This is a genomic window from Halochromatium salexigens (genome assembly GCF_016653295.1).
Classification (GTDB): Bacteria; Pseudomonadota; Gammaproteobacteria; order Chromatiales; family Chromatiaceae; genus Lamprobacter; species Lamprobacter salexigens.
The window spans coordinates 57,635-78,160 of sequence record NZ_NHSF01000070.1 but is presented as its reverse complement, the minus strand read 5'-3'; the positions used below and the strand labels follow the sequence as shown (position 1 = coordinate 78,160).

At 62.4% G+C, this 20,526-nt stretch carries 17 protein-coding genes; 10 read left to right on the top strand and 7 right to left on the bottom strand.

Going from position 1 to position 20,526, the window contains the following annotated elements; all coding sequences use genetic code 11:
- Window positions 1–56: 56 nt before the first annotated feature.
- The 3 genes from CCR82_RS15305 to CCR82_RS19425 are packed head-to-tail and all read right to left on the bottom strand — an operon-like array spanning window position 57 to window position 885.
- Window positions 57–215: a hypothetical protein gene (locus CCR82_RS15305; RefSeq protein ID WP_201246669.1), complete on the bottom strand. Its 159-nt coding sequence runs from the start codon at window positions 213–215 to the stop codon at window positions 57–59.
- Between the two features lie 23 nt (window positions 216–238).
- Window positions 239–568, bottom strand: coding sequence for a DUF3127 domain-containing protein (locus tag CCR82_RS15300; protein ID WP_201246668.1), 330 nt, complete (start codon window positions 566–568; stop codon window positions 239–241).
- Window positions 565–885 (bottom strand): response regulator transcription factor, encoded by a 321-nt coding sequence (locus CCR82_RS19425; protein WP_201246667.1) that lies wholly within the window; start codon window positions 883–885, stop codon window positions 565–567. The genes CCR82_RS15300 and CCR82_RS19425 overlap by 4 nt, the downstream gene beginning before the upstream one ends.
- 224 nt (window positions 886–1,109) lie before the next feature.
- On the opposite strand from CCR82_RS19425, the gene CCR82_RS15290 reads away from it, so the two are divergent.
- Together CCR82_RS15290 and CCR82_RS15285 are read left to right on the top strand one after the other, a co-directional pair.
- Complete coding sequence (locus tag CCR82_RS15290; protein WP_201246666.1) at window positions 1,110–2,045, top strand: DHH family phosphoesterase; 936 nt, start codon at window positions 1,110–1,112, stop codon at window positions 2,043–2,045.
- Window positions 2,029–2,229: an AbrB/MazE/SpoVT family DNA-binding domain-containing protein gene (locus CCR82_RS15285; RefSeq protein WP_201246665.1), complete on the top strand. Its 201-nt coding sequence runs from the start codon at window positions 2,029–2,031 to the stop codon at window positions 2,227–2,229. Before CCR82_RS15290 ends, CCR82_RS15285 begins: the two co-directional genes overlap by 17 nt.
- A gap of 7 nt (window positions 2,230–2,236) precedes the next feature.
- Here the strand turns inward: CCR82_RS15285 and CCR82_RS15280 are convergent, their stop codons facing one another.
- Window positions 2,237–3,163 carry a glutathione S-transferase family protein gene (locus CCR82_RS15280; protein WP_201246664.1) on the bottom strand — a complete coding sequence of 309 codons (927 nt, stop codon included), beginning with the start codon at window positions 3,161–3,163 and terminating at the stop codon, window positions 2,237–2,239.
- Window positions 3,164–3,474: 311 nt separating this feature from the next.
- Between CCR82_RS15280 and CCR82_RS15275 the strand changes: the two genes are divergently transcribed.
- Complete coding sequence (locus tag CCR82_RS15275; RefSeq protein ID WP_201246663.1) at window positions 3,475–9,447, top strand: CheR family methyltransferase; 5,973 nt, start codon at window positions 3,475–3,477, stop codon at window positions 9,445–9,447.
- 154 nt (window positions 9,448–9,601) lie between these two features.
- Here the strand turns inward: CCR82_RS15275 and ppsA are convergent, their stop codons facing one another.
- Together ppsA and CCR82_RS15265 are read right to left on the bottom strand one after the other, a co-directional pair.
- Window positions 9,602–11,983, bottom strand: a complete 2,382-nt coding sequence (gene ppsA, locus CCR82_RS15270) for a phosphoenolpyruvate synthase (RefSeq protein WP_201246662.1) — start codon at window positions 11,981–11,983, stop codon at window positions 9,602–9,604.
- 108 nt (window positions 11,984–12,091) lie between these two features.
- Complete coding sequence (locus CCR82_RS15265) at window positions 12,092–12,727, bottom strand: rhodanese-like domain-containing protein (protein ID WP_201246722.1); 636 nt, start codon at window positions 12,725–12,727, stop codon at window positions 12,092–12,094.
- Window positions 12,728–13,356: 629 nt separating this feature from the next.
- Here CCR82_RS15265 and soxA point away from each other — a divergent pair.
- From soxA to soxB, 3 genes are all read left to right on the top strand, one after another.
- Window positions 13,357–14,199: a sulfur oxidation c-type cytochrome SoxA gene (gene soxA / locus CCR82_RS15260; protein ID WP_201246721.1), complete on the top strand. Its 843-nt coding sequence runs from the start codon at window positions 13,357–13,359 to the stop codon at window positions 14,197–14,199.
- Between the two features lie 29 nt (window positions 14,200–14,228).
- Complete coding sequence (gene soxX, locus CCR82_RS15255) at window positions 14,229–14,903, top strand: sulfur oxidation c-type cytochrome SoxX (protein ID WP_201246661.1); 675 nt, start codon at window positions 14,229–14,231, stop codon at window positions 14,901–14,903.
- Window positions 14,904–15,114: 211 nt separating this feature from the next.
- Window positions 15,115–16,902, top strand: a complete 1,788-nt coding sequence (soxB, locus tag CCR82_RS15250) for a thiosulfohydrolase SoxB (protein ID WP_201246660.1) — start codon at window positions 15,115–15,117, stop codon at window positions 16,900–16,902.
- A 136-nt stretch (window positions 16,903–17,038) separates the two neighbouring features.
- On the opposite strand, the gene CCR82_RS15245 is transcribed toward soxB, so the two are convergent.
- Window positions 17,039–17,578, bottom strand: coding sequence for a Smr/MutS family protein (locus CCR82_RS15245; protein ID WP_201246659.1), 540 nt, complete (start codon window positions 17,576–17,578; stop codon window positions 17,039–17,041).
- Window positions 17,579–17,678: 100 nt separating this feature from the next.
- Here CCR82_RS15245 and surE point away from each other — a divergent pair, with 100 nt between their 5' ends.
- Genes surE through CCR82_RS15225 form a run of 4 tightly spaced genes read left to right on the top strand, consistent with a single transcriptional unit; the run spans window position 17,679 to window position 20,521 of the window.
- Window positions 17,679–18,428, top strand: coding sequence for a 5'/3'-nucleotidase SurE (gene surE, locus CCR82_RS15240; RefSeq protein WP_201246658.1), 750 nt, complete (start codon window positions 17,679–17,681; stop codon window positions 18,426–18,428).
- Complete coding sequence (locus CCR82_RS15235) at window positions 18,425–19,114, top strand: protein-L-isoaspartate(D-aspartate) O-methyltransferase (protein WP_242513524.1); 690 nt, start codon at window positions 18,425–18,427, stop codon at window positions 19,112–19,114. Before surE ends, CCR82_RS15235 begins: the two co-directional genes overlap by 4 nt.
- Window positions 19,114–19,689, top strand: a complete 576-nt coding sequence (locus CCR82_RS15230) for a YqaA family protein (RefSeq protein ID WP_201246657.1) — start codon at window positions 19,114–19,116, stop codon at window positions 19,687–19,689. Before CCR82_RS15235 ends, CCR82_RS15230 begins: the two co-directional genes overlap by 1 nt.
- A gap of 31 nt (window positions 19,690–19,720) precedes the next feature.
- Window positions 19,721–20,521 (top strand): peptidoglycan DD-metalloendopeptidase family protein, encoded by an 801-nt coding sequence (locus CCR82_RS15225; RefSeq protein ID WP_201246656.1) that lies wholly within the window; start codon window positions 19,721–19,723, stop codon window positions 20,519–20,521.
- The last annotated feature ends 5 nt before the right edge of the window (window positions 20,522–20,526 follow it).

The following is a 20,526-nucleotide window of genomic DNA, read 5'->3' as shown; positions in this document are numbered from 1 at the left end:
GATGCCGCACGCAAGGGCGCTCGCTGGTAGCGACCAGCTTAAATAAGGGGCTGGGGTTAATGCAAGAAAGCCTCGGCCTTGGCCAGGAGGCTGATCGCGTCTTGGGCGCGTCCGGTCAAACATTCCCGCGCTTGGGCCAAGGTGGCGGGCAAGCGCTCGGGATGCGTGGCCGTGGCCTTGTTGAGGCTGCGTCCAGCCAGTGCTCTATGATGCAAGCGACCTCGGTCGCGCGGGCGGCTTAGAAGGGTGGTTCGTCATCGAAGGGTGGCGGCTCATCGCGGACTCGATCGTCGCCGGGCTCGCCGGCACCGCCGACTGGTGCGATGCGCCAGGCTTTCACATCAGTGTACCAACGCCCGTTGTACTCGCGGCTCTCGAGGTCGAAGCTGACGGTCAGTTCCTGCCCCTCGCGGATGCCGAACTGATCGATGCGATCGCCCCAGACCATGAAGCAGACCTGTTTCGGAAAGTCGCCGGGGAGTTCGAGCACGTACTCCTGCTTGCGCCAGGGGCCGCGCGCCGAGGTGCCGCTCTTCTCGGGCAGTACCTGCGTGATCGTGCCTGTCATTTCCATGTTGCCTGTTGCCTCCGCGGTGGCGTTTTCGTGGGGTAGGGCTCATGGTACCAGCGCTGTCTGAGGACGCGCTGAATCAGATGACTCCTGTAGCGGACCCCATAGCGCTTATAGATGCGTTGCACATGGCGGTTAACCGTATGCGGGCTCAGCTCGAGTCGCGCCGCAATCTGCTTTTCTGACTCACCGGCGAGGAGCCCATTTAGCACGTCGCGCAGGCGCGGCGGCAAGACCGACCTGTCTTCGGTGCTGCCAGGCAGAACCAGTTTGCGCTCAAGCAGTCCGGCAAGCTCATGGTGGGGCAGTCGCATGAGGTGAGTCGCGGAGGCGGAGAAGGGTTGCAGCGATGGCCATCACACGCATCTCGTTCAACAGGTGCCGGCGCTGAGTCGGGCTGCGTGGGTCCTCCAGGGCGGCAAAATGACTCATGATCGATCGCTCGATGGAATGGCTCGAAGGTCGTTTCCAGGTAAACTGACCCCTGTTCCCGCTTGGTACAAGCATCGCCGAGTGGGTGTTCCATCTGGAGAGCATCATGACTGAACAATACCGCCTCGTGACCCGTAGTGATTTTGACGGCCTAGTCTGTGCCGTCCTGCTGAAAGAGCTGGAGTTGGTCGACGACATCAGCTTCGTGCATCCCAAAGACATGCAGGATGGCGCAATCGAGATCACCGCCCGCGACATCACCACCAACCTGCCCTATGTCGAGGGTGTGCATCTGGCCTTCGACCATCATGCCAGCGAGATCGAGCGTGCCGGTGGTCAGCGCCGGGAGAATCACATCATCGATCCCGACGCCCCCTCGGCAGCACGCGTCGTCTACGACTACTATGGCGGCAAGGAACGCTTTCCTCGGGTCAGTGAGGCGATGATGGCGGCCGTGGACAAGGGCGACTCGGCCGACTTCACCCGCGACGAGATCCTCGATCCCCAGGGCTGGGTGCTGCTGAACTTTCTAATGGACGCGCGCACCGGCCTGGGGCGGTTTCGCGAATTCACCATCTCCAACTATCAGCTGATGATGCAGCTGATCGACTATTGCCGGGATCACGACATCGAGCAAATCCTGGACTTGCCGCATGTCAAGGAGCGCTGCGAACTCTACTTCGATCACCAGGACAAAGCGCGCGCTCAGCTCGAGCGCGTCTCCACCCTGCACGGCAACCTGGTCGAGGTCGATCTGCGCGACGAGGACCCGATCTGGGCCGCCAACCGCTTCACCATCTACGCGCTCTATCCGCAGGCCAACATCTCCATGCATGTTCTGTGGGGACGGCAGAAGCAGAACACGGTGTTCGCGGTCGGTAAGTCGATCCTCGACCGCGGCTCGAAGACCCATGTCGGCAGCTTGATGCTGGAATACGGCGGCGGTGGCCATGATGCCGCCGGCACCTGCCAGGTCGATAACGACCAGGCCGCGCGGGTGCGCGAGGAACTGATCGCGCGCATCAGTGACGATATCCGATAAGGGCCAAGTCGTCATACCCGCCGTTATTCGCCGGCGGCTTGGTCTCGAGCCAGGCAGCAAGCTCGATTTCGAGCTGGAAGGCGTCGGACTCGATCAGGTGAATACGGAAGAGGCGGATCGCATCGCCGTCGCCCTACCTGAACAGATTGGCTGGTTAAGTCAACCGGTTTGGTCTACGCGGTAAGGTTAGGTCATCGGCCATGGGGCTCGGTGAAGTCTAGCGCGGGGCCTTTCGGCACGATGCCGGTCGGATTGATGTCTTTGTGGCTGCCGTAGTAGTGCCGCTTGATATGATCCATGTTAACGGTCTCGGCGATGCCGGGCACCTGGTAGAGTTCGCGGGTGTAGGCCCAGAGGTTTGGGTAGTCAACGAGGCGCTGGCGATTGCACTTAAAATGGCCGTGATAGACTGGATCGAAGCGCACCAGGGTGGTGAACAGGCGCCAATCGGCCTCGGTGATCTGATCACCGACCAGATAGCGCTGGGTCGCCAGCTTGGCCTCTAACTGGTCGAGGGTCGCGAAGAGTTGATCGAAGGCGGTTTCATAGGCGCTTTGGGTCGTCGCGAAACCGGCCCGGTAGACGCCGTTGTTGACATTGTCGTAGACCAGCGCATTGATTGCGTCGATCTCGGCGCGCAGCTCGACCGGATAGAGATCCAGCTCGGCGTTGCCCCAGGCGTCAAAGGTGCTGTTGAGCATGCGGATGATCTCGGCGGACTCGTTGTTGACGATGGTCTCGCGTTGTTTGTCATAGAGCACCGGCACGGTCACCACGCCATCGAAGTCTGGCGCGCTGTGCGCATAGAGCTGCAGCAGTTTGTCGAAACCGTGCACATGATCGGGCGTCGCACCCGGATACTCACCAAACACCCAGCTTTCGGGCGGCATCAACGGATGCACCACCGAGACGCTGATCAGCTCCTCGAGACCCTTGAGCGCGCGCAGGATCAGCGTGCGATGGGCCCAGGGGCAGGCGTAAGAGACGTAGAGGTGATAGCGACCAGGCTCGGCCGGGAAGCCGCCCTCGCCGGAAGGCCCCGGGCTGCCATCGGACGTCACCCAGTGGCGAAAGCCGGATTCCCAGCGGATGAATTCGCCGTTCTTGGTTGCTGCCATGATGATGCTCCGTCGCTCAGTTGGGATCTTTGAGGTGAGCCCTAGCACAGCACTTTTCACGCTCGGCGGGCCTCAATGGTTTTGATGACAAAGTTGTGCTGGGGCTTGACCGACACCCTAGCCTATGGCTAGCTTCGCCCTCGGAACAAGATGTCAATAATGAGAATTGATCATGCAACCAAGGGCTTCTGTCGGTCGACTCCGCGTCTTCTCGTTGGACTCAGAGGGCCAGGTGCGGAGCTTGCGTGGACGGGACTCGTGCTTGGTTGAGGATGCGCCCATCCGCTTGCGCGTCAAGAAGGGCTGAGGCGATGACTGACCGCGACGGCCGCTCTTCATCTGATGCGCTGCGTCCCGACTGCCCCGAGTACCTGGTTGCCCTCGGCGCTTCTGCCGGGGGATTGCCGCACCTCCGCTCCATCATCGGCGGCCTGGATCGACAAGGCTTGTCGGCTTATGTGCTCGCACAGCATCTGAAGCCGGATCAGGAGACCCGACTTCCGGAGCTGCTCGCGTCTCAGACTGATCTCGAGATCCTGCTTGCCGAATCGGAGATGCACCTGCAGCCTGATCATCTCTATGTGTGTCCAGCAGGACAGGATATGGAGGTCCGAGACGGCCAGCTGGTCCTCCGCCAACCTGATCCCGATGTCCCCGAGGTGCCCTCCATCGACCGGCTGTTTCGCTCGGCTGCGGATGCCTTCGGAGATCGGGCTTGCGCATTGATCTTGTCGGGCACCGGCGAAGACGGAGCCGAGGGCTGTCAGGCGGTACTCGCGGCAGGCGGACAGGTCATCGTGCAGTCGCCCGCGGACGCACGCGAATCCCAGATGCCGGCTGCTGCGCTCCGACTCTCCGCGGATGCGCGCTCGGGTGATACTCAAGAGATTGTCAATTGGCTCAATCGGATCAGCATGTTGAGCGACGAGGAGTTACACGAGGAGCCGCGCGGCCAAGGCTCCAAAGAAGGCGTCTTCGCGGAGCTGATCAAGCGCGTTTCCGAGCTCACTGGCTTGAAGCTCGACTGGTATAAGGAGGCGACGCTGTTCCGCCAAACCACCAGGCATTATCAGGCACTCGGTTTCGATTCGCTGGAGGCCTATGTCGACTATGCCAAGGATCGCCCCGAGCAGTTGAAGGAGCTGCAACAGCGCTTCCTGCTGGCTGTTTCGCGCTTCTTTCGCGATCCAGAGGCATTCGCAACCGCGGAGCAGGCGCTGCGTCCGCGGCTGCGCGACAAGGATAAGGGCGATGCGATCCGCCTCTGGGTTGCGGGTTGCGCCTGCGGTGAAGAGGCCTATTCGTTCGCGATCCTGCTGCACGAGATCCTCGGCGAGCGCTTCGACGACTTCGATGTCCGCATCTTCGCTAGCGATGCTGACCCGCAGGCGATCCAGGCTGCACGCGCCGGACTCTACCCGAGCGAGTCGCTGAGCCATCTGGAGACCGATCGGCGCGAGCGCTGGTTCATAAAACAGGGCGGCCAGTGGCGGGTGGACAAGTCCCTGCGTGAGCATTGTGTCTTTTGTGTTCACGACCTGCTTCGCCACCCGCCGTTCCTGAACATGGATCTGATCAGCTGTCGCAACCTGCTGATCTATTTCCGATCCGAGCAGCAGCCCCGGTGTCTGGAAACCTTCCATTACGCCCTGCAACCGGGCGGACTGTTCCTGACCGGACGCTCCGAGTCGGCAGACAGCGATGCCCATTTCTTCGAGCCAATCGATGCCCTGAATAAGCTTTATCGACGTCGCGCGGTGCCGTCTCAGCCGCCGGCGCAGGGGCGCTATGCATTGCCGGTGCTGGCCGATGATCCAAGGCGCTCGCAGCGTCGCTCCCAGCAGACGGTTGACCCGATTCGCGACGTCGTTCTGGATGCGCTGATCCAGATGCATGGACTCGCCGCCGTCTTGGTCAACACGCGCTTCGAGCCGCTGCATTTCTTCGGCAACGCCAAGCGTTATTTCAGTCTGCCCAACGATACCTCCGACTTCTCCCTGTTCGCGCTTTGTCGCCCCGAGCTCGGCCTCGAGCTGAAAGCGCTCTGCTATCGCTTCTTGCAAGAGGGGCGGGATGTCTTGCACGGCATCAGTCTGGAGCTGCGCGTCGACGACCAGAGACTGCGTATCTCCCCGGTGGCGCGCCGTCTCGAGCTTTCGAGCGAGCTACCGGCCGGCGCCTTCCTGATCGTCCTCGAGGAGCAGCCGGTCGACGAGAGCGTATCGCCATCGGGCCAGGGCCAGTCGGATGGCAGCGAGGACTCACAGAATGTCGAGATCGCGCGCTTGCGCCGCGAGCGTGACGAGATTCAGGACAGCTTGAGCGCGCTTCTCGATCAGCTCGCGGCTGCGCACGAGGAGCTGCAATGGCTGCGTGAAGACAAGGCTGTCTCCACCCAAGAGCTGCAAACCGCCAACGAGGAACTGCAGTCCTCTAACGAGGAATTGTCCACCCTCAACGATGAGCTGCGCCAAAAGACCCACGAGGCGACCCAGCTTAGCACCATCCTGACCAACATCCAGGAGTCGATCCGGACTGCCCTCATCGTGGTCGACTGCGACGGACGGATCACGCGCTTCAATGGACTCGCGGTGCGCATCTTCGGCATCGGCGAGAACGACATCGGCGATCACCTCGCGATCATGCCTTCTCAGATCAAGCTGACAGACCTCCGCGAGCGCTTGCAGGCGGTGATCAGCTCAGGTGACTCTCAGGCGGAGCCGGTGCACCAAGACGATCTGCATTATCTGATGCGAATCGATCCTTATCGCGATGAGCTGGGCGAGGTCGCTGGTGCTGTGCTGACCTTTTCCGATATCAGTGAGCTGCATCGTTTCGAGCTCGCCCGTGCCAGCAGCGAGCGGCAGTTCCGGCAGGTCTGGGAGGCCACCATGGAGGGGATGCTGGTGGCCGACGAGCGCGGCACGATCTTGCTGGTGAACCCGGCGCTTGAGCAGATCTTCGGCTACGAGGCGGGTGAGCTCGATGGCGAATCGGTCGAGCGACTGGTTCCCGATGCGCTGCGCGCTCGCCATCAGAGGCATCGTGAGGACTTCCAAGCGGCGCCAGAGCAACGACGGCCAATGGATCGCAGCCGCGATATCCAGGGTCAGCGCAAGGATGGCTCGCGCTTCGATATCGCCATTGGCCTGAGCAGCATCGAGATGGATGGGCGGCGTTGTACCCTGGCCTCGGTCGAGGACATCACCGAGCGTAAATCGGCGGAGCGCGAGCTGCGAGCGAGCGCGCAGCGCCTCAGTGAAAAGGAGGCGGAGCTTAGGGAGGCGCAGCGTCTTGCGCGTCTTGGCAACTGGTATTGGGAGCGCGCGACCAATCGGTTCAGCGGCTCGGAAGAGCTGATGCGTATCTTCGATCATGAGCCAAGCGCTGAGCGTTCATTACCAGAGCCCGTTTGGCAGCGGCTAAAGGCAGCCCGCGAAGAGACCTTAGGCACAGGTCGCGGCTGCACGATGGATCTGGAAGTCGCGCGCGAGGGCAAGGACCTTTGGGCACGGGTCCGCTGCGAGGCGGTGCTAGAGTCTGACGGCCATATCAAAGCGCTGCGCGGTACCGTTCAGGATATTAGCGAGCACAAGCGTCTGACTGAAGAGCTCGAGCGCCACCGCAGCGGGCTGCAAGAGCTGGTTGAAGAACGCACTCAGAGCCTGGCCGAGCAGGAGCGGCGCTGGGCCGCCATCATGCGTCTCCTGCCAGTCGGCGTCTGGATCACCGATGCGACCGGGACCATCGTGTTTGGGAACGAGGAAGGACAGCGTATCTGGGCCGGTGCCCGCTACGTCGGCCCCGATCAGTTCGGGGTCTTCAAAGGCTGGTGGCACGAGACCGGTGAGCCGCTGGCGCCCGAGGATTGGGCCGTGGTGCGGGCGATCGAACAGGGCGAATCCGTGCTCGACGAGCTGATCGACATCCAGTGCTTCGACGAATCACGAAAGACCATCCTCAATGCGGTGATCCCGCTGCATGATGAGGCTGGGCGCATCACCGGCTCGTTCATCGTCAATCAGGACGTCACCGCCCTCAAGCAGACCGAGCAGGCACTGAGCCAGGCACGCGATCTGGCCGAATCCTCGAGCCAAGCTAAGAGCGAGTTCCTGGCCAACATGAGCCACGAGATCCGCACGCCGATGAACGCGGTGCTCGGCTTTGGCTATCTGCTCGAGCAGCGCTCGCTGGACCCGGCCAGTCGTCAGCTGGTGCAGAAGATCCGCAATTCTGCTCAGGTCTTGTTGGATCTGATCAACGATATCCTCGATGTCTCCAAGATCGAGGCCGGGCGCATTGAGCTGGAGGCGGCGCCCTTCCGCCTCTCGGTGCTGCTTGATTCCCTTGCCGAGATCATGATCGCGGCGGTTGGCGATAAGCCCCTGGAGCTGGTGATGGTTCCGCCGGGTGACTGTATCGAAGGCCTGATCGGCGACAGTAAGCGCTTGCAGCAGGTGCTGATCAACCTGCTGTGCAACGCGATCAAGTTCACCGAGCGCGGCGAGGTGGAGCTGAGTATCGTCTGTAAGGCCCAGAGCGAGACCCATGTGGACCTGCAGTTCACTGTGCGCGATACCGGTATCGGGATCGCTCCCAAGCGGCAGCAGGAGATCTTCAATGCCTTCAGCCAGGCTGATAGCAGCATCAGCCGTCGGTTTGGCGGCACCGGACTGGGACTGACGATCAGCCAGCGCTTGGTCCGGCTGATGGGTGGAGACCTGCAGGTAGAGAGTGCACTGGGGCAGGGCAGTCGCTTCCAGTTCACACTGCCGCTGCGACGCGACCCAGATGAGACCTTACCGGTAGACGAGCTGGGGCCGCTGCGGCTGCTGGTTGCCGACGACTGTCGCCGCGTCGGTGAGGCGCTGATGCAGACCGGACAAGCACTGGGCTGGACCGTCGATTGGGTGTCTTCTGGACGTGCGGCCTCTGCACGCTTGCTCGCGGGCGCGGTGTCTTATGATGCCATCTTGATCGATTGGCAGATGCCAGACGAAGAGGGACTGGAGTGCGCGCAAGCGCTTCGAGCTGCGCTCACCGAGACTGGAGAAGAAGCGAAATCCCTGATCCTACTCATGGCCACCCCTCAGGCCGACGCGGCCTTGCAAGGCCTACCGGCCCAATCGGCGATCAACGGAATCATCCACAAGCCTGTCACGCCTTTGTCACTCTACAACAGTCTCGCCAGTCTGCGCGGCCTGCAGCCACGCGGTGCCAAAGAGACGACTGGCATCCTGTCTCCAAGCCAGAGCGAGCAGCTCGCTGGCATTCGGGTGCTGGTGGTTGATGACAGCGAGATCAATCAGGAGGTTGCCGAGCGCATCCTCAGTAGCCATGGCGCCGAGGTCATCCTCGCTGGCGATGGCGAGGCGGCTCTGGATTGGCTCGATGCCCATCCCGATAGCACGGATATCGTGCTGATGGATCTGCAAATGCCGCGGCTCGATGGCTACGCGGCGACGCGCCGACTGCGTCAGGATGTCCGCTGGCGCGAGTTGCCGGTCATCGCGGTGACGGCGGGGATCTTCGACTCGATGAAGGTGCGGGCGCTGGAGGCAGGGATGAACGGCTTTATCGGGAAGCCATTCGATGTCGGTCAGTTGATCCAGTGCGTCCAGCGTTGGACTGATCTGGGCGTGCCGGTACCGACAGCAAAAGCCGAGGCTGCTGCCGCATTCCCAGATACCCAGAGGCCCGCCGACCAGGGTTTCGACCTACCGGCGGCCCTGGCGCGTTGGGGTGATCCGGGGCTCTATCGCACCTCTCTGATTAAGTTCCGTGACATGCATGCCAATGATGCGCAGACCATCGCGCATGCCATCGATTCCGGGGCGCTTGCCGAAGGGGCGGCGCTCGCGCATCGGCTCGCTGGCGTCGCGGCGACACTCTCCATGCCACAGCTGGCCGATCTGGCCCAGTGCTTGGAGCAGCGCTTGCGCGCGGGACAGGCCCCGGATGCGGCGACGGAAGATGCCTTTCAACGCGCCTTTGCTGACGTCATGGCAGGCTTGGGGGATTGGATCGGCAGCACTGAGCCGGAGCCCACGCCAGTCTCCACCGCTGATCATGAAGGTGCTGTTGATGTCGAGACCCGTCGCCAACTCTTCAAAGGCGGTCTCCAGGCCATTGACGAGCATGATCTGGCCGGCGCCGAAGCCTGCCTTGAGCAGTTGCAGAAAATTGTGGAGGCAAAGAAGTTAGCGGCCGTTCAGGCCTGTCTGAACGAGTTCGATTTTCGCGGTGCCGAGCGTTTGTTGCACGGCCTGATCAATGAGCTGTGAAGCCGAGGGAGCTGGAACACGACCTTGAATTCAAGAGGCTCACCTCGCTGAACTCGTCGCCTTCGCGGATTTCGCGCAAGGTCTGGAGGCCGATAGGCAGGGGGCGACGGGTCATGCTTGTGCTGGACGCAACGCGCTTTGACCCGTCCAGCCCTCAGCCTTGACCGAGATGCTCGGCCAGATACAGCCAGGTATCGATCACGGTATCCGGGTTCAGCGACACGCTTTCAATGCCTTCCTTGACCAACCAGTCGGCGAAGTCAGGGTGATCGGACGGACCCTGGCCGCAGATGCCGACATATTTGCCCTGCTTGCGGCAGGCCTGAATGGCCATTGAGAGCATGGCCTTCACCGCCGGGTCGCGCTCCTCGAAGTCGGCGGCGACCAGGCTCGAGTCGCGGTCGATGCCGAGGGTGAGTTGGGTCATGTCGTTGGAGCCGATCGAGAAGCCGTCGAAGTACTCGAGGAACTGCTCGGCGAGCACGGCGTTAGAGGGGATCTCGCACATCATGATCAGCTTGAGCCCATTCTCGCCGCGCTTGAGGCCCTGCTCGGCCAGCGCCTCGCTGACCGCCTTGGCCTGATTCAGGGTGCGCACGAACGGAATCATGATCTGCAGATTGGTTAGCCCCATTTCATTGCGCACGTACTTGAGTGCCTCGCACTCCATCGCGAAACAGTCCTTGAAGGTGTCGGAGACATAGCGCCCGGCGCCGCGGAAGCCGATCATCGGGTTCTCTTCCTCGGGTTCGTAGCGCGGGCCGGCGATCAGGTTCGCGTACTCGTTGGACTTGAAGTCGGACATCCGGATGATGACCGGATTGGGGCTGAAGGTCGCGGCCAGCGTGGCGATACCCTCGGCGAGGCGCATGACGAAGTAGTCACGCGGGCTCGGATAGGCGGCGATGCGCGGGCCGATTTCGGCTTTGAGGTCGTCGGGGAGCTGGTCGAACTCTAACAGCGCCTTCGGATGGATGCCGATGCTGTTGTTGATGATGAACTCGAGCCGGGCGAGGCCGACGCCGGCATTCGGCAGCGAGGCGAAGCCGAAGGCGCGCTCGGGGTTGCCGACGTTCATCATCACCTTGACCGGCACCTCGGGCATTTTTTCCAGCTCGACCACCTTGTGCTCGAACTCGAGCTCGCCATCGTAGATATAACCGGTGTCACCCTCGGCGCAGGAGACCGTCACCGCTTGCCCCTCGGCGATCTTGTCAGTCGCGTCGTTACAGCCGACCACCGCTGGCACGCCTAATTCGCGGGCAATGATAGCGGCGTGACAGGTTCTACCACCACGATTGGTGACGATGGCCGCAGCACGCTTCATCACCGGCTCCCAGTCGGGGTCGGTCATGTCGGTGATCAGCACATCACCGGCTTGCACCTGATCCATGTCGCGGATCGACTCGACCACGCGCGCCTTGCCGGCGCCGATGCGCCCGCCGATGCTGCGCCCGGTGGCCAGCACCTCGCCGCCGGTCTGTTGCAGGCGATAGCGCTCGACCACCTGACCGCTGCGGCTCTGTACCGTCTCCGGGCGCGCCTGGACGATGTAGAGCTGGCCGTCGATGCCGTCCTTGGCCCATTCGATGTCCATCGGGCGCTGATAATGCTGCTCGATCAGCACCGCCTGCTTGGCTAGGGCTTCGACCTCGGCATCGCTGATCGAGAACTGCCCGCGCAGCTCGGTCGGCGTCTGCTCGGTGCGTACCGGCTCGCGGCTGCCGGGCTCGGCGAAGACCATGCGCATGGCCTTGTCGCCGACGCTGCGGCGCAGGATCGCCGGGCGCCCGGCCTCGAGCGTGGGTTTGTGGACATAGAATTCGTCGGGGTTGACCGCGCCTTGCACCACCATCTCGCCGAGACCGACGCTCGAGGTGATGAACACAGCATTGTCGTAGCCGGATTCGGTATCGAGGGTGAACATCACGCCGCTGGCGGCGATATCGCTGCGCACCATACGCTGGACGCCGGCCGAGAGCGCAACCTCGGCATGGGTGAAGCCCTTGTGCACCCGATAGGAGATGGCGCGATCGTTGTAGAGCGAGGCGAAGACCTCCTTGATGGCGAGCTTGACGTTGTCCAGGCCATGGATATTGAGGAAGGTCTCCTGCTGGCCGGCGAACGAGGCGTCGGGCAGATCTTCGGCGGTAGCCGAGGAGCGCACCGCCCAGGTGGTATCGGCGGCGCTGCCGGTCTTGTCCGCGAGCGCGGCGTAGGCCTCATCGATGGCCTCGTCCAGCTCAGGTTGGAACGGCTGCTCGATGATCCAGCCGCGGATGCGCGGACCGGCGGCGCTGAGCGCGGCGATGTCGTCGACATCGAGCGCGTCGAGCTCGGCGGCGATGCGCTCGGCGAGGCCGTCAACGGCGAGAAAATCACGGTAGGCCTGCGCGGTGGTCGCGAATCCGCCCGGAACCTGGACCCCGAGTTGGGTCAGATGTTGAATCATCTCGCCGAGCGAGGCGTTCTTACCACCGACGACGGGAACGTCGTCCATACCCAACTCACTCAGCCAACGCACATAATCGGTCATTGCTCCGGATGCCTCCAAGGATCAAATAAAACACTATAGACCATACGGCAATGGGGGATTGTGCGGTGCATCAATTTGGTTGGACCGCACGCCGAGGTTCTGGCCGCGCTATTCGGGCTTCACGCTCGTGAGGCCAACGCTCAGCCAGTCTTGCATCCCGCCCCGGTACCACTTGAGTTTGTCGACTGGATAGCCGTGTCCAGCCAGTGTCTGCAGGTTGGCGGTCGATTGTGCGCACCAGATGCCATTGCAAAAGAGGACGAGGGTCTTGGCGTCATCGAACCGCCACTGCCCGGTACTCGGGTCTTGGCTGGCGCCGAATTGCTCGGTCAGTACCCGCGTCAGGCTCTCGGCCTCGCCGGTCTGTTCCAAGTTTCCGGTGAGATCGGTATTGAGCGTGTTCCACGGGATGTTGACCGACCCTGGGATGGTGCCGCGCATGACCCAATCGGGCGTGCGCGAGTCGACGACGAGGATCGAGTCGTCCCCTTGATGGATGCGGCTCAGGTAGTTGAGCACATCAAGCTCGCCGATCGTGGCGACGCCGGGAACCGCCTGCATCGGCTGCACGCAGAAGGGTGGGCAGCCGCGCTCGGTCTTTTGGAAGAGGGCTGGCAGGGTGGCGTGGCGATCCGCGCCGCGAGTGATGGTCAGGGTTTCCCCGTTGTGGGTGACATCGACGCTGTCGAGTGTCGGCGCGATCTTGTTCTCGGCAGCGAGCGTCAGGTTGCCGATGAGCAGCATCGAGAAGATGGCGAGGGCGAGGGCGAGGGGATGGCGGATGATCACGGTGGATGCTCCTTTTGATAGTTTGCGAGATGTGGGAAAACCAAGCGTGCAAAGCCATTATAAGAGATCAAGCAGCTGAACTCGCTAGAGGATCATTGTGTTAGCACATTCTGATGTACTGTTATTTGTTGACAGGTGCACTGGGTTATTTACAGACTTAACAGGGCTCAGGAGGCGCCATCCGAGCTGGACCAATAACAATCATCCTGTCGTGATAAGAGGTTTCAATGTTACGAACATTACTGCCGAGGCTGCCCCAGTCGCTCAGCGAGGTGTCTGGAAAAACCAGGAATCGACATCAACCGTTGCCGCTGGCGAGCGGGACTGGCCGACGCTTCGGGCGGAGTGCGCTCATCGCGCTGCTAGTGGCACTGATCCCGCTTAGCGTCTGGGCGACGACGCGTGAACAGGCCGAGTCCGCCATCGCCGAGGCCAAGCAGACGCGCGAGGAAGCGATCGCTATGGGCGTCACCGAGAGCCCCACCGATGAGATGATCGAGCAGGCTGAGTCGGTGTTGCCATCGCGCCAGTACACGCGGGCGCTTCAGTATGCGGAATGGGCGCGACGCCAGGATGCGCTGGCGATGGAACTGATCGCCAAGCAAGAGGCACGCAAGGCATCGGGCGAGGCCGCGAAAGCGGCCGTGGGTACTTATCAAGAGCCGCTGGATGTGCTCCAAGGGCTGATCGATCGCACTGAGTCGGGTTATCTGACGCAGAGCGACCAGAACCTGATGATGATGGCCGATAACCCAGCGCAGTGGACCGCGATGGATGGTGAGACGCTGTTCGAAGAGGCCCGTGGGCCGAACAACGTCTCGCTCGAGGAGTGTGATTTTGGCAAGGGCCCGGGGGTCTTGGAGGGCGCCTATGCCGAACTGCCGCGGTATTTCGAGGACACCGGCAAAGTCATGGACCTCGAGACCCGTCTGGTGCATTGCATGGTCACGCTGCAAGGCTTCAGCCCGGATGATCCCGAGGTGGCGAAGCGTCATGGCAATGGCTCCGACCACATGAAGCTGCAGACCTATATCGCCAGCAAGTCCAGTGGCTTCGCCTGGAATCCGCCGATGGACCACCCGCTGGAAAAGGCCATGCGCGATGCTGGCGAGGTGATGTTCTACCGCCGCGCAGGCAAGGCCGACTTTGCCTGCAGCACCTGCCATTCCGAGACCGGCAAGCGCATCCGAGCCTCGGTGCTGCCTAACAAGAATGTTCCGGAAGAGTGGACCAAGGCTGTCTCATGGCCAGCGTTTCGCGTTGGTCACGACCAGGTTCGGAGTAGCCAACACCGCCTGCGTGGTTGCTATTGGCAGATGCGGCAGGCGGGAACGGTCGCTGGCTCCGACGGCAGCATCGCGATGCTTAGCTACTGGACCGACGCGGCCCGTGGCCAACCGGCGATCCTACCTGATATGAAGCGCTGAGCAGCCACGCCCAAAGGAGATTTCAAACCATGTTAAAGCAGCGTATTTCGGCGACCCTTCTCATGGGCCTCGCCGCCTTGTCGATCCCAACCGTCTCGGCCATCGCCGATGAAGTCGACTACACTGAGATGACGCCTGAGGAACTCGCCGAGTACCTCATCTTCGAGTCCGATAGCTTCAAACTGGATCAAGAGGTCCAGGAAGGCGGAACGGCGCGCCAACGCATGGTGCAGGATAAATTACAGAAGACCTGTTCGGTGGTCGGTGGCGGCAGACCGGATATGGAGACACTGCTCGAGATCAGCAAAATGGCGCGCGAGAGCATCGTCTATCCGGAGGATGGCATCGAGCTCGGCGACTGGAAGCGGGGAGCTGAGCTGGCGTGGTCTGGTTATGGCTACCGAGTCGGCCATAAGACGGATGACCACGAGAACAACGAGGTGGGCGGTAATTGTTACAACTGTCATCAGATCGGAACCGACCGCACCGGTGGTTCGCTCGGCCCTAGCCTCGTTGGTTTTGGCAGGATTCGTGGCACCAGCGATGCGATCAAGAAATATACCTATGACGTGATCTACAACTCGCACTCTGCCTTCCCTTGCACCAATATGCCTAGGTTTGGTGCCAGCGGTTATCTAGACCAGCAGGCGATTGCCGACATCATGGCCTATCTGCTCGATCCGGAGTCGCCGGTTAACCAATGACACTGCGTTGATCCCCCGCGCGCCCGGGGGCAGGCCGGGCATCACTGTCCGCTTGGTGCCCGGTCGCTATTCTCTGTAGGGATAGGCCGATGGCCATCGACAACGAACCGCGTGCATACTAGTGCCCGGTTTCAGCCGTCCTAGTCGGGTGATCGCCTGCGTGAAACGCGGCGGATCGATCAGCAGAACCGTAGGAAGAGATGATACCCCAATGACTATTTCTCGCCGTGAATTTGTCCGCCTCTTGGGCTTGGCCGGTGCCGCCGGGATGTTGCCGCGCTCGGTGTTCGCCGAGGCCAAACAGCCGAGCGATCTCTACGAGGTGCCCAAATTTGGCAATCTGACGCTGCTGCATATGACCGATTGCCATGCGCAGCTCAATCCGGTCTACTTCCGCGAGCCGAATGTTAACCTTGGTATCGGTCCGGCCTTCGGTAAGGCGCCGCATATCGTTGGTGATGCGTTGCTGAAGCATTTCGGGATCGAGCCCGGAACCATCCAGGCGCATGCGTTCACCTATCTTAACTTCGCCGACGCGGCTGAGAAATACGGCACCATCGGCGGCTTCGCGCATCTGAAGACCCTGGTCGATCGCATCCGCGCCGAGCGCGGCGACGGCAATACCTTGCTGATGGACGGCGGCGACACCTGGCAGGGCTCGGGCACCGCCTACTGGACCCGTGGCATGGACATGGTGGGCGCCACCAATCGGCTCGGCGTCGATGTGATGACGGGTCACTGGGAGTTTACCTACCTCGACACCGAAGTCATCAAGAATGTCGAGGCCTTCAACGGCGAGTTCGTGGCGCAGAACGTCAAGGTGCGCGAAGAGGCGCTGTTCGATTACCAGTTCGAGGACTTTGGCGGTTTCCAGGAGGATGCGGGGCTGGCCTTCAAGCCCTATGTGATCAAGGAGGTCGGCGGCTCACGCGTCGCGGTGATCGGCCAGGCCTTCCCCTATACGCCAATCGCCAACCCATCCCGTTTCATCCCGGATTGGACCTTTGGTATCCAGGATCAGCGCATGCAGGCGTTCGTCGACAAGATCCGCGACGAGGAATCCCCGGATCTGGTCGTGGTGCTCTCGCATAACGGTATGGACGTGGACCTGAAGATGGCCTCGCGCGTGACCGGCATCGATGCGGTCTTTGGTGGCCATACCCACGATGGCATGCCGGCACCGACCATTGTCGACAACGCTAAGGGCAAGACCCTAGTCACCAATGCCGGCTCGAACGGCAAATTCCTCGGCGTGATGGACCTCGATGTCAAGGACGGCAAGCTGCGCGATTATCGCTATCGCCTGCTACCGGTGTTCTCGAATCTGCTCGAGCCGAATGCCGAAATGGCCAAGTACATCGAGGAGCAGCGCGCCCCCTATCTGGATAAGCTGACCGAGAAACTCGCTACCGCCGAGGAGGTGCTCTATCGTCGTGGCAACTTCAATGGCACCTTCGATCAGGTGATCTGTGACGCGCTGCGCAAGGTCAACGATGCTCAGATCAGTCTCTCGCCCGGCTTTCGGTGGGGCACGTCGGTGTTGCCGGGGCAGACGATCACCATGGATCATGTCATGGATCAGACCTGCATCACCTACCCGGAGACCTATCGTCGGGAGATGTCGGGAGCCGATCTCAAAGCCATTCTGGAAGACGTCTGCGACAACCTGTTTAACCCCGATCCCTATGTGCAACAGGGTGGTGACATGGTTCGGGTCGGTGGGCTCGACTACGTCTGCGATCCAGCGGCCGGCATGGGCAATCGCGTCTCCGAGATGCGGCTTGATGACGGCACCAAGATCGAGGCTGACAAGAGCTATGTCGTCTCTGGATGGGCCACCGTCGGCAGTCAGTCGCCTGGTGAGCCGATCTGGGAGACGGTCGCGACCTATCTGCGTGATCTGAAAACGGTCAAGCTGGAGAAGCTCAACACGCCCAAACTGAAGAACGTCAAGGGCAATCCGGGGATCGCCGACTATGATGGCGAGATCCTGAGCTGAGGTTGCCTCCCTGCCTGGGCATCAAGCCCGTCAGCCGCCCGCTCGCGGGCGGTTTGTCGTCAGACGCCATGCACACGGACATCGTTGCCGCAGTTGATGTGCGCTCCCTGGCGTTCCCCTGATCCGGCGCTCAGCGCTAGCGCTTGGCTTTCGCGGGATTGCGCAGCAGTACATAGACCGCGCCGGTACCGCCGTCGAAGCGCGGCGCCGAGCAGAAGGCGAGCACGTCCGGACGCAGCCGCAGCCAGTAGTTGACCTTACACTTGAGCACCGGCTGCCGCGTCGCCGAGCCGCGACCTTTACCATGGATGATCTTGGCGCAACGCACCCGTCGCGCGGCACAATCGGCCAGGAAGGCTTGCAGCAGGGCGCCTGCATAGCTCGCGGTTAGGCCGTGCAAGTCCAGTTCGAGGCTGGGTTCGATCCGGCCTCGCTGTAACTCGAACACAACCCGTTTCTGCAGCCCAGGGCGCATGAAGAGCAACTCGTCGTGGGTCTCGACCTCGGACTCCGAGAGCAGTTGCGGGTCTTCGGCCGGGGCGTCCTCGACGCGCGGGCGCGGGATCGGCGGCGGTCGCTCGCGAAAGGGTTCGATGGTCTCGCGATCGAGTGGTTCCGCATCTTCGACTTCGGCGCGAAAGAGCGCATAATCATCGTCATGAAGGCGATTGTTCACTTTGCTTCTCGCGTGCTCGCCGCATTGAATCGAAAACTGTAGCAAACTCGAGGAGCCGGCGTTCGATGTCTGCCGGTGGCGCTCGTTCGGGTCAGGACTTATGAAGATTCTCCTCAGCAATGATGATGGTTATCGCTCGCCCGGCCTCCAGGCCTTGGCGAACGCGCTCGCGCCCTTCGGCGAGCTGACGGTGGTGGCGCCGGATCGCGATCGCAGCGGCGCGAGCAACTCGCTCACGCTCGACGTGCCGATCCGCGCCGAACGGCTCGAGAATGGCTTCATCCGCGTCAACGGCACCCCCACCGACTGTGTGCATCTGGCGATCACCGGATTGCTGGACACGGAGCCGGATCTGGTGGTCGCCGGCATCAATCACGGCCCCAACCTCGGTGACGATGTGATCTATTCGGGGACGGTCGCCGCCGCCACCGAGGGGCGCTTTCTCGGCTTGCCGGCGTTGGCCGTGTCGATCGATTCGCACGAGCCCCAGCATCTGGAGACGGCTGCCGCCGTGGCCGCTCGGCTCGTCGGGGGGCTGCGCGATGGCGACATGGCGGCCAATACCATCCTCAATGTCAATGTGCCGGATCTGCCGCTCGCCGAGCTGCGTGGGCTGCGCGCGACCCGGCTCGGGCATCGGCACAAGGCCGAGCCGATCGAGCGCATCCTCGATCCGCGCGGGCGGGCGATGTTCTGGGTCGGTCCCGCCGGGCCGGAGCAGGATGCCGGCGAGGGCACTGACTTTGACGCGCTCCGGCACGGCTACGCCTCGGTAACGCCGTTGAAGGTGGACCTGACCCGTCACGATGCGGTCGAGCCGCTCGGGTACTGGCTGAGTTCCTTGCGATGAGTGTCGCGCGGGCCTGTGATCGTGCCGTGGCTGGCAGCGGCATGACCTCCTCGCGAACGCGCGAGCGCTTGGCGCAACGGCTGCTGGCGGCGGGTCTGCAAGACGATGCCGTGATCGAGGTGTTGCGACAGCTGCCGCGGCATCTGTTCATCGAGGAGGCGTTGGCAAGCCGGGCCTACGAGGACTCATCCTTGCCGATTGGCTGGGGGCAAACCATCTCGCAGCCATATATGGTCGCGCGCATGACCCAGGCACTATTCGAGGCCGGTCCGGTCCAGACGGTGCTGGAAATCGGGACTGGGTCTGGGTATCAAACGGCGGTGCTCGCCGCGCTGGCGCGCCGTGTCTATAGCGTCGAGCGCATCAGCGCCTTGCAGGCGCGCGCGGAGCAGCGCTTGCGGGCGCTGAAGCAGCGCAATGTCCGCCTGCGCCATGACGATGGCAGTGCCGGCTGGGCCGAATATGCCCCGTTCGATGGCATCTTGGTCACTGCGGCGGCGAGTGGGATTCCGCGACAGCTGGCCGAGCAGTTGGCGCCCGGTGGGCGGATGGTGTTGCCGATCAATCATGGCGGTGGGCAGGTGCTGGTGCGCCTGATCAAGAACCCCGCTGGACGGCGGCCCAACTATCAGCACGAATTGTTGGAGCCTGTTACCTTTGTCCCCTTACTTGGAGGGATCGCCTGATGCGCCTGTTTTCGGCCATGTATGATCGTGTGATGTCCTGGTCGAGGCATCCGCATGCGGCCTGGTATCTTGGCGGACTCAGCTTCGCCGAGTCCTCGTTCTTCCCGATTCCGCCCGATGTCATGCTCGCACCGATGAGTCTGGGGCAGCCCAAGATGGCCTGGCGGTTCGCCTTGTTGACCACGCTGGCCTCGGCCGCTGGCGGCTTGCTCGGCTATCTGCTCGGCGTCTTCGCCTTCGAGCTGATCGAGCCATTGGTCGGGGTCGGGGGGCGCTACCACGAGGCCTTCTTGCACGGTGAACAATGGTTCGAGCGCTGGGGTGTCTGGGCGGTGTTCCTGGCTGGCTTTTCGCCGATCCCCTATAAGATCTTCACCATCACGGCCGGGGTGATGGCGATGGCATTGCTGCCGTTCTTTATCGCCTCGGTCATCGGTCGTGGCGCGCGGTTCTTTCTAGTCGCCGCCCTAATGGCCTGGGGCGGGGAGGCGATGGAGCGGCGCTTGCGCCAGTATGTGGATACTATCGGCTGGGTCATGGTGGCGCTCATCGGACTCGTCATTCTCTTGCGCTAAGGTGTGCTGGCGCGGGCGAGGCGTTGCGATCATGGTGTTCTCCTTCGACCACCGCCAAGCTCGAGCAGTGGGTACCGTGCTGTTGGCGGCGCTCTTGCTCGCCGGGTGCGGCAGCAAGGGGCTTGCTCCGGTCGATGATCGCGGTTATGGACCAGCCCCGCCCGGCTTCTATCGCATCCGCGCCGGCGACACCCTGAGCGAGATCGCCGAGCGTCAGCGCATCCGCATGCGCACGCTCGCCGCCTGGAACGATCTGGCGCCTCCCTATCCGATCTATAGCGGCCAGTTGTTGCGGATCGAGGCCCCGCCTGGCGGCAGGACGACGCGGACCACAGCACCGAGCAGGACGAGTACGCGCCCGAGCAGCGCCAAGACGGCCTCGGCGAGACCCGCCACATCGGCCCCGAAGCCTGCGGCAAAAGCCGCGACGAAACCTGCGCCAGCCCCCGCGAGCGGACTGACCTGGGCCTGGCCGGTCTCGGGGCGTCTGCTGCAGCGCTATCAGCCGAATGATCGCACCCGGCAGGGGATTCGCATCGCCGCCGCCGCAGGCACGCCGGTCACGGCGGCGGCCGATGGCGAGGTGGTCTACAGCGGTAGCAGTGGACTCGCCGGTTACGGCACTCTTATCATCGTCAAGCACGATTCGCGTTATCTGAGTGCCTATGGCTTCAACCGCCGGGTGCTCGTCAGCGAAGGCGCGCGTGTCAAGCGCGGCCAGCAGCTCGCCGAGGTTGGTCAGTCAGCGGCTGGGCAACCCATGTTGCATTTCGAGATCCGTCGTGATGGCGCCACCGTTGATCCGTTGCTGCTCCTACCGGCAGCAGGGTGACCCGA